Origin of the sequence: Flavobacterium sp. (genome assembly GCF_044377315.1) — a bacterium.
Lineage (GTDB): Bacteria > Bacteroidota > Bacteroidia > Flavobacteriales > Flavobacteriaceae > Flavobacterium.
The window spans coordinates 45,361-61,384 of the sequence record NZ_JBILJG010000015.1 but is presented as its reverse complement, the minus strand read 5'-3'; the positions used below and the strand labels follow the sequence as shown (position 1 = coordinate 61,384).

Below are 16,024 nucleotides of genomic sequence, written 5' to 3'. Positions count from 1 at the left end.
GTATAAGGTGATTGAACACCCGTAGAAGTAACCGAAACACTAACAGAATAAGTGGTTGTTGAAGAATAACCTGTTATCAAACTTGTAGGGAAATGAGGCATAGTTCTAGTAATTGTCTGAACACTGTCATCTGAAAGATTTGTAACTACATAGCTATATTGCGTTACGCCACCTAAAGATGTTGATGAAATCAAACTACCTGCATTAACTGTAGTAGCACATTGTGCAATAACTGGAGTAGTTGTACTAAACGTACAAGCTGGTCCAAAAGCACCATAAGCGCCCGTAGCAGTAGTTCTAATAGCCACTCTTACAGAATAAGTAGATCCATAAACATATTCTGGTAATTGATTTAATCTAAACCAGTTTATAGTTTTATTAAGTGTTTGAACAGGGTTAGTTCCAGAATAACCTGGAGTAGTATTTGTAATTTCAAAACTATAACTTGTAACACCATCTAAACTTGTTGTAGCAATTATAGTATTTGGTCTAACTACTGTATTACAAGCCGGAGAAACTATTTGAGATAGTCCAGCAACTACAACTTCTGGAGTTGATATTGTACAAGTTGGTCCGTAGTATCCAGCCCAAACACCGTTAACTTGTAGTTCACAAGAAACAGTATAGGTAGTTCCAAATTGCCATCCTACTAATTCACTAAATTGGAAGTGTGGAGTAGTTTTTACTACAGTCAAATCACCACTTGGTCCTACAGCTTTAAATCTGAATGAACTTACATTTCTGCTTTGAGGGAAATTTCTAACACCTACAATAGAATTAGGTGCTGCTAAAGTTGAACCACAAATTGGAGATAAAACTTCTGTTGTGAAACCAGTCACATTTAAAGTATAATCTTCTGTTTGACCAAAACCTGCACCTAGACAAGGATTATCAATATCAGTAGTACCGAATATTTTTTTAATTCTCATACGGGTTACACCTGGTAAAGCATTAACTGGCACAGCAATTGTTGATACAGCAGAAATTGCATCAATACCATTTGAATTGGTTACTGAACCTGCATTGTATCTTTCTCCAGCATCAGTAAAATCACCATCTTGATTCCAGTCAATAAATACTCTAAAGTTGCTAGTGAAGCTACCATCTGTATTCCCTTTTAGTGTCATAGTATAAGAACGATTAGCTTCAACATTACCTGAAATAGCTATAAAGTTTTGAATACTTGGAGAACCGTTCAATAAACTATTTGATGTGTTATTGATACCTGCAAAACTTACAGATGAAATAGGTTCAACACCAGAAGTATATGTTACCGATGAACAGTAAGGAATAAATGGATCAGCCTCTGTAGTGAAACTTGTTACTGTACAAGGTCCTACAGCAACACCACCAGAGTTTTTAGGAACAATTCTTACATAGAAAGTAGCATTGAAACCTGTTAAAATAATATTTGTACTAGTTGTAGTATAATTACCTAATAATGTGTTTGCAACACCAGGAGTTGTACTAGTACCATAATATAAATCGTAAGAGGTAGCAGCATCTTCTGTAGCAGAAACTGCAGGAGCTGACCATGAGAATGGAATTGTACCAACAGATATACCTGTAGCACCATCAGCAGGAGACGTTAGGACTGTACATCCAGGTGCCTTCGCTAAAGTTGTAAAAACAAAAGGACCAGCCCAGTTACTTGACAATACGCCTGTTTCACATACCGCTCTAACATAATATTCATAAGCAGTTGAAGAGTTTAAACCTGTAGCAATATAAGTTGCTTCTGTTAATCCAGATTGTGTAGCACTTGTTGGTGTACCTGAACCTGGTGTTTGAACAGCAACATCCCATTCTGATTCATCACAACCTTTTACCCAATTAAGTGTAGCACCGTCAATAGTAGGTAAACTAGCAGCTAAATTTTTAGGAGTTGGACAAGGGTCTGGAGCAGTAATTGTAATTACATAATCTTCAGTTTCACCAAAGCCTGAGCTTGTACAAGGATCTATTGATGCAGCAGTAACATTCCAAACACTACGAACTCTTAATCTATGATCTCCAACAGGTGGGTCACATGATAAAGATATTGGAAAAGAAGCAGCTGGGAAAGGACCCGTATTACCTTGACCTGGAGCGATAACTGATGTTCCAATAACTTCAGATGCTTCAAATACTCCGTTATCATTATAATCTATCCATGCTTTAACTGCTTGGTTACCCCATGTACCAACTGTTACATTTACACTGTAAGTACCACCAGCTTGTAATTCAGCTGTGTAATTTGGTAAACCAGTAAAGAATGTATAAGCAGGATTCGTTGCAGCTGTACCAGAGTTGTTAGACAAAGCTGTACCTGTAATAGCAATATTAGAAATTAAATCTCCAGAAGTTTTACCAGAAGAATATATTGGTGTACAGTAGTTAATTGTAGTTCCTGTAGTAAATGATTGCTCAACGCAACCAACTGCATCTCCAATACTATTTTTAGCAACCACTTTCCAATAATAGGTAGTATTGGCAGCTAAAAATGCTGGGGCATAGGTCAAACCTGTTTGTGCAGCACTTACTAGTGGAGCACCAGAAACATCACCAAAATAAACATCATAACCTGTTACAGCTGGGTTACTAACTGAAGCTGTCCATGATAAAGTAGGATTTCTTGCAATATCAACTGCTAAGTCAGCAGGAACTAATGCAGTAGCACAATTTGCTACACCTTGAGTAGTAAAAGTTACTAGTGATGACCATGCACTATAAACACCAAGACCAGAATCACATACTGCTCTAACATAAACATTGTAAGCAGTATTAGAATTCAAACCAGTTGCAACAAGAGTTGTAGCTGTCAAACCAGGGTTAGATGGAGTTGTTAATTCTGTAGGAGCTGGATCAGAAGCTAATTGAATGTGAACATCCCATTGAGTTTCTACGCAACCTACTACCCAGTTTAATGTAGCACCACTTGCAGTAATATCTGTTCGAGCTAAATTTTTAGGTGTTGGACATGGATCAGCAGTAGTAACATTTACTAAGTAATCTTCTGTTTCTCCATAACTATAATTTAAACAAGGATCTATTAAAGCACCGCTTGTACTAAATACATCTCTAACTCTCATTCTGTGAACTCCAAGTGGAGGATTACAAGATAAAGAGATATTAAAAGAAGCTGTATGATTAGCAGGAATTGGTAAACCACCTGTTCCTGAACCAATAGTACCAGCCGTATTACCTATTTTTTCAGATGGAGAAAATATACCATCATCATTATAATCTATCCATGCTGCAATACCTTGAGTACCCCAAGTACCTACCGTAACAGTAACACTATAAGTAGAACCAGCTTGAAGGTCAGCGGTATGATTAGGTAAACTATTAAAGAAGGTATAAGAAGGATTCGTTGCAGCTGTACCAGAGTTGTTAGATAAAGTAGTTCCTGAAATAGAAATATTAGAAATCAAATCACCGTCTGTTTTACCATTTGTATATGTCGGTGTACAGTAATTAATTAAAGCTCCTGTAGTAAATGTTTGCTCAGCACAACCAACTGCATCACCAAATTCATTCTTAGCAATAACAGACCAAAAATATTGTGTATTAGCGTTTAAAACTGGAGTTGTATAACTTGTACCAGTAACGTTAGTAACAGGCGTTGTACTACCAGAGGCTGTACTTAAATAAACATCATAACTAGTTGGGAAACCAGTTGCTGCAGTCCATGATAATGTTAGATTTCTAAACAAATCTGAAGATAAATCACTTGGAAGTAAAGTAGTAGCACAATTTGGTGGAGTTGGTGGAGGTGTCATTAAATTTATCAAATAATCCTCTGTTTCTCCATATGATTGACCAGTACATGCACCAGCAGCAGTATAAGCACTGTCTCCAGCACCTCTAACACGCATACGAGTAATACCTAATGTAGCAGATGAAGGAATTACTAATGTATAACTTACAACTGCACTTGCACCTGCAGACACAGTTGATAAGGCAACATTTTCAGAAGCTTCAAAAACACCATTTTGGTTAAAATCTATCCAAACTGCACTATGTTGCCCAGAGTCAGTTCCCATAGTAATTGAGATAGGCTGACTTGAAGGAACCACAATATCAATTGGTGTATTAGCCACAGCAGTGTACCATGGGGCAGCACCACCAATAGCTCCCGAAACATAGCCTCCAACAGTAACACCCACTACTGAATCGGCAATGCCTCCTGTAGTAGTTAAAGCAGTATTACAATAGTTTAAACTTGTACCAGTAGTAAAAGATTGCTCAACACAACCTGTTGCCTCACCAGTAGCATTTTTAGGAACAATTTTCCAATAGTAAAGTGTACTAGCTGCCAAAGGTGTTGTTAGCGCATAACTAGTTCCTGTAACATTTGCTACCGGAGTAGTGCTTCCTGATGCTGTACTTAAGTAAACATCATAGCTAGTAGGAAAACCTGTTGCGGCAGTCCATGACAAAGTTAAGTTTTTAGCAAGATCTGAAGATAAATCTGCAGGATTTAGTGCTGAAGCACAACTAGGTACTACAGCTGGTGCATCAACTACTTCAAAAGTAAAATCTTTGTATTCTCCTCTAGATATGTTTCCACATGGATTAATTGGAGATCCTACATTAAAATCAGTTAATACTCTCATTCTATAACTTCCGTTTGGAGTAGCGGCAGGAACAGAAAAAGAACCCGTAACTGTTGTACCATATGTTAGAGACTGATACACTCTCTCTGAAGTTTCAAACAATAAATTATTATTCCAATCTACCCAAATAGCGTTACCAACAGTTGGACCACCAGAAGTTAAACTAAAAGAAGTTGCGTTTCCAATAAAGTTACTTACGCTACTTGCCGTTAGATTAAGGTATCCACCAGCTGCACCAGAGGCTGCAGAATGTGTAATATTTGTTATTCCTCCTGTAGTATTAAATACAGAAATCCAAGAAGCTGCACTTGTAGAAGAAGCTAAACAATAGCCCGTAAAAAAAGTAGTGGCACTAGACCATGAGCTTAGATCACCCGAACCACAATCTGATCTTAAATATACAAAGTAGCTAGTATTTGCAGTTAAACCTGTAATATTTTCAGAAGTTGATGAAGTTGTACCACTTAAAACAAGACCTGTAGCACCAGAACCCGCTGCACCAGATGTTCTTACTTCATAAATATAGCCATTAGCAGGAACAACAGTAGGTGCATTCCATGATAGTGTAGCGGTTGTATTTGTAAAAGTAGTTACAGCATTTACAGATGGAGCAAAACAAGTTGGAGGATTCCAAGACAATGTTAAACCGTTAGCTGGAAAATTAGTAGAAGTGTTAAAGTTATTACCATTACCCGCAGTAGTACCTGCTGTAGAGGCAGATGCAAAAGAAGAGAAAATCCTGTTATTAAAATCGGCAGTTGTTGCTCCTCTTAATCCAATTTGTCTTCCAGTTGTAGTAGAAGCAGTTGTAAATGTGACTGCCGTTGAACCAATAGCAAAACTTGCAGGACCATATACAATTTGAACATTATTAGTAGTTTCGGTTAGTCTTACTTGAAAACTAAAACCGAACGCATTAGTAGCACTTGTATTATATGATGGTCTAAAATCTCTCCATTGAAATACAATAACTCTATTAGGAGCTGTTCCTTCGGTTGTCCAACTCATAGAACCAGTTCTACCACCAAGATTAAAAAAGGTGTTTAAATCTCCACCCCACGGGCTTATGATACCGGTAGCAGTTGAAGTTGTACTTATAGGACTTAAAGTACCAGAACCAGGAGCTGTTGCTCCTAAAGAAAGAAATCCATTACTATTCATATAAGCAGTAGTAACATTTGTTGCATTATAGCTAAATGTAAACGGAAGTGTTACTGCTGCTGAAGTAAAACTATCCAACGATAGTGATGCTGAATTTCCAGTAGGAGTTGCTAATGTTGTACCAGTAATAGCAGTATAAGTTCCAGTAGTTTGTGTAAAACTATAAGCACTAACCTGCGCATTTACAAATTGTCCCATGAAAAGAGACATGATCATAAATAAACTCGCTAGCCACCATCGTGATGTCTTGGTCGTATTGGGTGAACCACCCGAAGCGCCAAACTTTGTTTTTTTGTGAACCGTATCCCTACCGTTGCACAAAGAATTGTAATAATTTGTCATAAATTAAAAAAATTGGTTACTAATTAAATAAAGTTGTGAAAATAGTAATTAATATTATAAAACCATTATGTTTTTATTATATAATCGTTAAATTAACAATTAAAATCGATAAATAGCACTTTTGTGGCATTATTTAGCACTATTGGAAACTTTTTATATATAATTTTCTTTCAAATTTATATTTTTACAATAATTTTAAGACATTACCGTTTTTTTTTGATAGTAATTTGCATTCTAAATCATAAAATTATATCCTTAACGATGGACAAAATAAAAATACTTTGGGTTGACGATGAAATTGAAATGTTAAAACCACATATAGTATTTCTTGAAAAGAAAAATTATGATGTAACAACTTGTAATAACGGACTTGATGCCCTGACACTTTTTGAGGAAACCAATTTTGATATTGTTTTTCTTGACGAAAATATGCCAGGAATGAGCGGTTTAGAAACATTATCTGAAATGAAAGAAAAAAAATCGTCTGTTCCTATGATAATGATTACCAAAAGTGAAGAGGAATATATTATGGAAGAAGCAATTGGCTCAAAAATTGCCGATTACCTTATAAAACCTGTCAATCCAAATCAGATATTGTTGAGTTTGAAAAAGAATTTGGATCACTCGAGATTGATTTCTGAAAAAACAACTTTAGATTATCAAAAAGAATTTAGAAAAATTGCAATGGAAATGGCAATGGTCAATTCGTATGAAGAATGGATTGATTGCTACAAGAAACTTATATTTTGGGAATTGGAACTCGAAAACATTGAAGACCAAAGCATGATTGAAATTCTCGAATCTCAAAAGGTGGAAGCAAATTCGCAGTTTGGTAAATTTATTGAACGCAATTATGAAGATTGGTTTGCTACGCAAGCTCCGCCAGTTCGCCAAAATGGCTCGGGTGCTCCAAAAGCCGATAAACCCGTTTTATCTCATACTCTTTTTAGAGAATTAGTAGTTCCAGAAATTGCTAAAAAAGATAAACCTATTTTATTTGTAGTAATCGACAATTTACGTTATGACCAATGGAAAACACTAGAAAATGTGGTTTCTAATCATTACAAATTAGAGAAAGAAGTTCCCTATTACGCCATTTTACCAACTGCCACTCAATATGCAAGAAATGCCATTTTTTCGGGTTTGACACCTTTAGAAATGGAAAAACAGTTTCCTCAATATTGGAAAAATGATGTGGAAGATGGTGGAAAAAACCTTTATGAAGCCGAATTTTTAACGGCACATTTAAAAAGATTAGGTTTGAATATCAAACAAGATTATTTCAAAATTACCAATCTTGCTAGTGGAAAAAAATTGGCAGAAAATTTCAAAGGATTAAAAAATAACAATTTAGTAACGGTTGTTTACAATTTTGTAGATATGCTTTCGCATGCCAAAACCGAAATGGATGTTGTAAAAGAATTGGCTTCCGATGATAAAGCCTATCGTTCGTTGACGGCGAGTTGGTTTAAAAACTCACCTTTGTTAGAAATTATTCAACAAGCTCAAAAATTGGGTTTCAAATTAATATTGACAACCGATCACGGAACTATCAATGTCAAAAATCCCTCAAAAGTTATTGGCGACAAAAACACTAGTTTGAACTTACGATACAAAACCGGAAGAAGTCTTTCTTATGAAGACAAAGATGTTTATGCGGTAAAAGATCCAAAATTAATTGGTTTGCCTACTATAAATATGAGCAGTTCTTATATTTTTGCAAAAAATGATAACTTCTTGGCCTATGTTAATAATTACAACCATTATGTGAGTTATTACAGAAATACCTACCAACATGGTGGAATTTCACTAGAAGAAATGATTGTACCCTTTTTAGTTTTTAACCCTAAATAAGTTAGAAGTTAGGAGTTGGAAGCTGGAAGATTTTTAACTTCCATCATCCAACCTCCATCTTCCCTCAAAAAAAATGACTATCGAATTTTCACTTTCCGAAATCAACGCAGCAGCAGCTCAAGTTTTGGCACAAAATCCAAAAAAAGTAATTCTTTTTAACGGCGAAATGGGTGCTGGAAAAACAACATTTATTAAAGCATTCTCAAAATTGCTTGGTGTAAAAGACACCATGAGTAGTCCTACATTTTCATTAGTTAATGAATACCAAACTAGTCAAAATCAAAAAATTTTCCATTTTGATGTTTACCGAATAAAATCGGAAGATGAAGCACTTGATATGGGTATAGAAGAATATCTTTATTCTGGTAATTGGTGTTTTATAGAATGGTCAGAAAAAATTCCAAATCTTATACCAGAAGAGTTTAGTTTGCTTACAATCAAGATACTTTCAAACGGAAACAGATTGCTAACTTTTGAATAAAAAAAACAGATTCAGTTGCTATTTTTTGGTACTTACTAGCTTTTTTATAACTTTATACCAATTATTTTAGCAAAAATATATGTCTTTAACACCTTTTACCAAGCAACAACTGCTTCCGCAAGAAGAAAAGTTAGAAGTCGCAAGACACAAAAGCGAACTCTATATTGGTATTCCTAAAGAAACCAGTTACCAAGAAAGAAGAATTTGCCTAACCCCTGATGCAGTCAATTCGCTAACTTCACACGGGCATCGCGTATTGATAGAAGCTGGCGCAGGTTTAAGTTCAAGTTATTCAGACAAAGAATATAGTGATGCTGGCGCAGAAATAACGGCCGACACTCAAAAAGTGCTGGGTTGTCCGTTTCTATTAAAAGTTGAACCGCTTACCATGAAAGAGATTGAATTGGTAAATCCGAATACGGTTGTGATTTCGGCTATTCAATTAAAAACGCGTAAAGTTGCTTATTTTGAAGCATTAACCAAAAAGAAAATCACCGCACTTGCTTTTGAATATATAAAAGATGAAGACGGCTCCTATCCTGCTGTAAAATCATTGAGTGAAATTGCAGGAACTGCTTCTGTGTTAATTGCTGCCGAATTGATGATTAACAACCAAATTGGAAAAGGCTTACTTTTTGGAAATATAACTGGCGTTCCTCCTACGGATGTTGTAATAGTTGGTGCTGGCACCGTTGGTGAGTTTGCTGCCAAAACGGCTGTTGGTTTAGGAGCAAATGTAAAAGTTTTTGATAATTCAATTACCAAATTGAGAAGGCTTCAAAATAACTTGAGTCAAAATATTTTCACTTCTACTATTCAACCCAAAACACTTTTAAAAGCACTTCGACGTTGTGATGTTGCCATTGGTGCCATGCGTGGAAAAGAAAGATGTCCTGTAGTTGTAACAGAAACAATGGTCGAATATATGAAAAAAGGCGCCGTTATTGTTGATGTAAGTATCGATACAGGTGGTTGCTTTGAATCGTCAGAAATTACAACTCACGAAAAACCAACATTTATAAAGCACAATGTGATTCATTATTGTGTTCCTAATATTCCCTCGCGATATTCTAAAACGGCTTCTTTGTCTATTAGCAATATCATAACTCCTTACCTACTTCAAATTGCAGAAGATGGCGGAATTGAAAGTGCCATTCGTTGTAATAAAGGCTTAAAAAATGGCGTTTATTTATACCACGGAATTTTGACTAACAAAGCTATTGGCGAGTGGTTCAATATTCAGTATAGCGATATAAATTTAATTGTTTTTTAACCTAAGAAAACTTTACCTTTGCAAAAAAATAATTCATGAGTTTTAAATATCGATTTGCCTATTACCTAGTAGGTTTTATTTTAGGAAGTTTTTTTGTAGCAGCAGTTTTAACTGGAAAAGATACGCGATGTAATTATTTTCCAAACGCAAGAGTTTTGAATGATTTGAGAAATAAACCATTTGAATATTCTAAAGAAGCCTCATTGGTTTTAGCCGAAAATTGGATTGATACTACAGATATAAAAAATACATTAACTTATGGCGATGTTGATTTTGATAAAAGTAATGTCAAAATTGGAAATGGAAAAATTTATATTGTAGAAGGAAAAACGGTTAAAAATCAAGCTATTGAACTAAAAGTTATCAATTATGCTTCTAAAGCTGTTTTAGAAGAAATTAGTAAAAAATAATTGTATCTATTTCAATTTTACAGTCCGCTTATTAGCGGATTTTTTTATTACACTACTTTATAAAAAAAATAAACATTCGTTAACATTAAAAATAGTATTTTCGGCAAATTAAATTTTTTACAATATGATGCCTCCAAATAAATTAATATTAGGTAGTGAAGAATGGTGTACGTTTCTTGATTTAGGAATTCCTGCCATAAAAGCACGAGTTGATTCTGGTGCAAAAACATCTGCATTGCATGCTATAAACATTGCCCCTTTTGTAAAAGAAGGTGAAAACTGGGTAAAATTTGACATCAATCCGATACAGAATAATCTAAAAACTGTAATTCATTGTGAAGCTTTACTTATTGATAAAAGAATTGTAAAAAGTTCAAGTGGATTTAGAGAACAACGTTATGTAATTCAAACCAATATTACCATTGCCAACGATTCTTGGCCTATCGAAATGACTTTGACCAATAGAGATTCAATGGGATTCAGAATGCTTTTAGGAAGAGAAGCAATGAGCGGAAGAATACTAGTTGATCCAGAACAAAAATATATTCTTGGTGAAACTACCACAGAAAATTTGGTTGATTTGTATCCGCAAGCATTGGCAAGTAAGACAGGATTACGAATTGGCCTTTTAGCAAGTAATCCCGAGCTATACAGTAATAAGAGAATAATGGAATCTGGACTTATGCGAGGTCATAAAATGCATTTTTTGAATATCAAAGAATGTTATATGAAGCTTGATGCAGACAAACCTGAAATTCATTATCGTGGCGGAAAAATTCTTGATAATTTTGATGCGGTTATTCCTCGTATTAGGCCAAGCATTACTTTTTATGGATGTGCCTTAACAAGACAATTTGAAGCAATGGATGTTTTTTGCCTAAACTCTGCTGCTGCAATAACGCAATCTCGAGATAAATTATTTTCATTACAATTATTATTACATCATGGAGTTGATATTCCCACAACTGGTTTTGCCAATTCACCTTTAGATACTGATGATTTGATAAAAATGGTTGGCGGTTCACCTTTGATTGTAAAATTGCTCGAAGGCACTCAAGGAAAAGGTGTCGTTTTGGCCGAAACAAAAAAAGCTGCCGAATCAGTTATTAATGCTTTTAAAAGTTTAAATGCCAATATATTAGTTCAAGAATTTATAAAAGAAGCAGATGGAAAAGATTTGCGCTTATTTGTAGTCGATGGAAAAGTTGTTGCAGCAATTCAGCGTGAAGCAGCGCCAGGAGAATTCAGAGCCAATATACACATGGGTGGAACAGCTTCTGTCATCAAACCAACTGCCGATGAAAAGAGAATTGCAATAAAAGCAGCCAAAGCAATGGATTTAAAAGTCGCTGGTGTAGATATAATACGTTCTTCAAAAGGACCTTTATTACTTGAAGTCAACTCTTCACCTGGTCTTGAAGGCATTGAAGGTGCTACTAATAAAGATATTGCAGGCGAAATGATAAAAGCAATTGAGAAAAATTTTAAAATAAAATAGCTTTTATTAAAAAAAATATAAATTACAAACTCCACTCCTAACTTTTAACTATATTTGCACGCAATTTAACTACAACTACAAATTGCAATGAAAGCACACATAACCAAAATCGTTGGCGAAGGACTTACATACGACGATGTACTGCTAATACCAAACTATTCTGAAGTTTTACCTCGCGAAGTTAGTATTCAATCAAAGTTTTCGAGAAACATAACTTTAAATGTTCCTATTGTTTCTGCTGCTATGGACACCGTAACAGAAAGTTCTATGGCAATAGCAATGGCGCAAGAAGGCGGCATTGGTGTTTTGCATAAAAACATGACAATTGAGCAACAAGCTGCCAAAGTTAGAAAAGTAAAACGTGCCGAAGCCGGAATGATTATTGATCCTGTAACTTTACCACTAACAGCAACAGTTGGTGATGCAAAAATGGCGATGAAAGAATTCGGCATTGGTGGAATTCCAGTTGTGGATGAAAACGGAATTTTAAAAGGAATTGCAACTAACAGAGATTTACGTTTCGAAAAAATAAATTCGCGTTCCATTTTAGAAGTAATGACTTCAAAAAATTTGGTTACAGCTGCCGTTGGAACTACTTTGCAAGAAGCTGAAGGCATTTTACAAGAAAATAAGATTGAAAAACTTCCTGTGGTTGATGCTAATTATAAGTTAGTTGGACTAATCACTTTTAGAGATATTACAAAATTGGCTCAAAAACCAATAGCCAACAAAGATAAATTCGGTCGTTTGAGAGTTGCCGCAGCACTTGGTGTTACAGCAGATGTACTTGAAAGAGCATCGGCACTTGTAAATGCTGGTGTTGATGCCGTAATTATTGATACAGCACATGGTCATACACAAGGCGTTGTTTCAGTCTTAAAAGAAGTAAAAACTAAATTTCCAAACCTTGATGTTGTGGTTGGGAATATTGCTACACCAGAAGCCGCATTATATTTAGCACAAAACGGTGCAGATGCTGTAAAAGTCGGAATTGGACCAGGTTCTATTTGTACAACAAGAGTTGTCGCAGGTGTTGGTTTTCCTCAATTTTCAGCAGTTTTAGAAGTGGCTGCTGCCTTACGTGGTACAGGTGTTCCAGTAATTGCTGACGGTGGAATTCGTTATACAGGTGATATTCCAAAAGCTATTGCTGCTGGTGCTGATTGTGTTATGCTAGGCTCGCTTTTAGCAGGAACAAAAGAATCTCCTGGAGAAACTATTATTTTTGAAGGAAGAAAATTCAAATCTTATAGAGGTATGGGGTCAATAGAAGCTATGGAAGATGGTTCAAAAGATCGTTATTTTCAAGATGTTGAAGACGATGTAAAAAAACTAGTTCCAGAGGGAATTGTGGGACGTGTACCCTACAAAGGAGAACTTAACGAAAGTATGCAACAATTTATCGGCGGATTAAGAGCTGGGATGGGATACTGCGGTTCAAAAGATATACCAACTTTGCAAGAAACTGGAAGATTCGTAAGAATAACAGCTAGCGGAATTGGAGAAAGCCATCCACATAATGTTACTATTACCAAAGAAGCACCTAATTATTCGAGATAATCACAAAATAAAATAATGGCTCGATATCAAGAAAACGACCTACCAAAAGCGAAACTAAACGCAAGTTCTTTAAGCAAAGCACTACTAATATTCAAATATGCAGACAATCACAAATGGAAATTCTATTTGGGATTGATTTTCCTCTTGTTAACTGGTGGAACTGCATTGGCATTTCCAAAATTATTAGGAATGTTAGTCGATTGTGTCAATGCAAAAGATTTGGTCAAAGCCAAAAATGTTGCCCTTGGATTAATGGGAATTTTGATGTTACAATCGTTCTTTTCTTTTTTTAGATTATCATTATTTATAAATTTTACTGAAAATACGCTGGCTAACATCCGATTGGCTTTATATAGTAATTTGATAAAATTACCAATGACGTTCTTTTCTCAAAAAAGAGTTGGTGAATTAAATAGCAGAATTAGTTCGGATATTACTCAAATTCAAGATACATTAACATCAACCATAGCTGAATTTTTACGACAATTTATTTTAATAATAGGTGGAATTATTTTCTTGGCAACCATAAGTCCAAAGTTGACTTTGATGATGTTATCAATTGTTCCTGTCGTGGCAGTTGCTGCTGTTATTTTTGGCAGATTTATTAGAAAATATTCAAAAAAAGTACAAGATCAAGTAGCCGAAAGTCAGGTAATTGTAGAAGAAACTTTGCAAGGAATTACCAATGTAAAAGCTTTTGCTAACGAATGGTATGAAATTGCAAGATATAAAGGTAAAATTCAAGAAATTGTAAAAATTGCCATCAAAGGCGGACAATATCGCGGTTACTTTGCATCGTTTATTATTTTCTGTTTGTTTGGTGCTATTGTTGCCGTAGTTTGGTATGGTGTAAGTTTGTGCATAAATGGTGAAATTAAAGGCGTTGGCGAACTGATTTCGTTTGTATTATATTCAACTTTTATTGGTGCTTCGTTTGGTGGAATTGCCGAATTATATGCTCAAATTCAAAAAGCCGTTGGTGCTACCGAAAGAGTATTTGAACTTCTAGACGAAATGCCTGAAAAAATAAATTCTAATCAAAATCAATCAACAGAAAAAATAAAAGGAAATGTGACTTTCAAAAATGTTGCTTTTCATTATCCGTCGCGACCAGAAGTTCAAGTTTTAAAAGATGTGAGTTTTACAGCCAATTTTGGTCAAAAGATTGCACTTGTTGGTCCGAGTGGTGCTGGTAAATCTACTATATCTTCGCTCCTATTGCGCTTTTACGATATTGAAAGCGGACAAATTTTAATTGATGATAAAAACATTTACCATTATGATTTAGAAAATCTTCGTGGCAATATGAGTATAGTTCCGCAAGACGTGATTTTATTTGGCGGAAGTATTCGTGAAAACATTGCTTATGGAAAACCAAATGCAAGTGAAGAAGAAATTATGATTGCTGCCAAACAAGCAAATGCATTCGATTTTGTTAATGGATTTCCAGAAAAATTCGACACTTTGGTTGGAGAACGCGGTATAAAACTTTCTGGAGGACAACGTCAACGCATTGCTATTGCTCGTGCCTTATTAAAAAACCCGAGTATTCTAATTTTGGACGAAGCTACCTCTTCATTAGACAGCGAAAGCGAAAAATTAGTGCAAGAAGCATTAGAAAACTTAATGGAAGGCAGAACGAGTATTATTATTGCTCACCGTCTTTCTACCATTAGAAGTGCCGATGCTATTTTAGTTCTAAACGAAGGTAAAATTGCTGAAAAAGGAACTCATAAAGAACTAGTAGATATTGAGAATGGTATTTATAAGAACTTGAGTAACTTGCAGTTTAATGAGTATTAAAAATAATGCTTACAATTTTATCTTTTCCAGCAACAATAGCAGTTGAAGCATCAATAAATCGAATTGTATAAAAGGAATTATCGGAACTAATTTGTTTCCAATTACTTCCTTTATCATTTGAATAATAAATACCAGTTGCACCAACAGAAACTAGTTTTTTACCATTACTATTTGGTACATATTGAATACAGGAAGCATAACCAAAGCCTGTGTTTTCTGCAATTAATTTCCATGTTTTTCCGCCGTCATTTGTTACTGCTTTATTTCCAAAATTTTGGGTTGGTTGTTCAAAATTTCCACCAGCCACAATTCCTTTTTTTTTATCATAAAAATCGGCGGAGAAAATTCCGGTCATGCTTTCACCTTGCACAATGGGTGTTTCATATACTTCCCATATTTCTCCTTTATCTTTAGAAAAGAAAACACGAGATTTTTTTCCGCCCGAAACAATCCACACTAAGTTTTCTTTTACAACTATATTGGAGTTACTTGCCGCAAATGCAGCTTCACCATCAACCGTTTTTGGTAATTTATCACAAGAAATTTTATGCCAAGAATTTCCACCATCATTTGTTATTATAATTGGTAAACAACCATCAATTGGATCGCCTATTGCAATTCCATCTAGGTTATTCCAAAATTGCATACTGTCAAAAAACACTTTTTCATTTGTATCTGAATAGACTAATTTAACCAAATTCAACTCTTTTGAAATTTTGTATAAATTAGCTGGACTTCCAATATTTAGAACAAAAATAGCGTCATCTGTTTGTGCAATACTTCTATATTCTAACGAAATGGAATCTTTATCAACTCTAATTTCTTTTTGGGTTCCATCTTTTAAGTTGATATAACCAACTCTACTTTTATTTCCAGCATAAAAAACTTTGTTTTCTGAAACTGAAATGGCTCTTATGCTAATTTTATCTTGCAACAAAGTATCTATCAAAATCGTTGTGAAATCGACTTTTTTATCATTAAAAGTCGATTTACATGAAATAATAAAGGTTAAAAATATTGTTAAAAAAATTGAATTCTTCATCG

At 34.9% G+C, this 16,024-nt stretch carries 9 protein-coding genes; 7 read left to right on the top strand and 2 right to left on the bottom strand.

The window, feature by feature from the left end; genetic code table 11:
* On the bottom strand, positions 1–6,101 hold a 6,101-nt coding region (locus ACIQ66_RS06510; RefSeq protein ID WP_396211984.1), incomplete at its 3' end, for a GEVED domain-containing protein.
* Between the two features lie 261 nt (positions 6,102–6,362).
* On the opposite strand from ACIQ66_RS06510, the gene ACIQ66_RS06505 reads away from it, so the two are divergent.
* The 7 genes from ACIQ66_RS06505 to ACIQ66_RS06475 all read left to right on the top strand — a co-directional run bounded on the left by ACIQ66_RS06505 (position 6,363) and on the right by ACIQ66_RS06475 (position 14,980).
* The gene (locus tag ACIQ66_RS06505; RefSeq protein WP_396211983.1) at positions 6,363–7,955 is read left to right on the top strand and encodes a PglZ domain-containing protein; all 1,593 of its coding nucleotides are present in this window, start codon (positions 6,363–6,365) and stop codon (positions 7,953–7,955) included.
* Positions 7,956–8,028: 73 nt separating this feature from the next.
* A complete protein-coding gene (tsaE, locus tag ACIQ66_RS06500; protein ID WP_396211982.1) occupies positions 8,029–8,436 on the top strand; it encodes a tRNA (adenosine(37)-N6)-threonylcarbamoyltransferase complex ATPase subunit type 1 TsaE in 408 nt (135 codons plus the stop codon).
* A 79-nt stretch (positions 8,437–8,515) separates the two neighbouring features.
* Positions 8,516–9,709, top strand: a complete 1,194-nt coding sequence (locus ACIQ66_RS06495) for an alanine dehydrogenase (RefSeq protein ID WP_396211981.1) — start codon at positions 8,516–8,518, stop codon at positions 9,707–9,709.
* A 35-nt stretch (positions 9,710–9,744) separates the two neighbouring features.
* Positions 9,745–10,119 carry a DUF4258 domain-containing protein gene (locus tag ACIQ66_RS06490; RefSeq protein ID WP_396211980.1) on the top strand — a complete coding sequence of 125 codons (375 nt, stop codon included), beginning with the start codon at positions 9,745–9,747 and terminating at the stop codon, positions 10,117–10,119.
* Positions 10,120–10,246: 127 nt separating this feature from the next.
* Positions 10,247–11,617 carry a 30S ribosomal protein S6--L-glutamate ligase gene (gene rimK / locus ACIQ66_RS06485; protein WP_396211986.1) on the top strand — a complete coding sequence of 457 codons (1,371 nt, stop codon included), beginning with the start codon at positions 10,247–10,249 and terminating at the stop codon, positions 11,615–11,617.
* 87 nt (positions 11,618–11,704) lie between these two features.
* Positions 11,705–13,177, top strand: coding sequence for an IMP dehydrogenase (guaB, locus tag ACIQ66_RS06480; protein ID WP_396211979.1), 1,473 nt, complete (start codon positions 11,705–11,707; stop codon positions 13,175–13,177).
* A 15-nt stretch (positions 13,178–13,192) separates the two neighbouring features.
* Entirely contained in the window at positions 13,193–14,980 is a 1,788-nt protein-coding gene (locus tag ACIQ66_RS06475; RefSeq protein WP_396211978.1) for an ABC transporter ATP-binding protein, read from the top strand.
* Here the strand turns inward: ACIQ66_RS06475 and ACIQ66_RS06470 are convergent.
* On the bottom strand, positions 14,967–16,022 hold the full coding sequence (locus ACIQ66_RS06470) for an oxidoreductase (protein ID WP_396211977.1): 1,056 nt from the start codon (positions 16,020–16,022) through the stop codon (positions 14,967–14,969). The two genes, ACIQ66_RS06475 and ACIQ66_RS06470, sit on opposite strands and share 14 nt — an antisense overlap.
* Positions 16,023–16,024 lie beyond the last annotated feature (2 nt).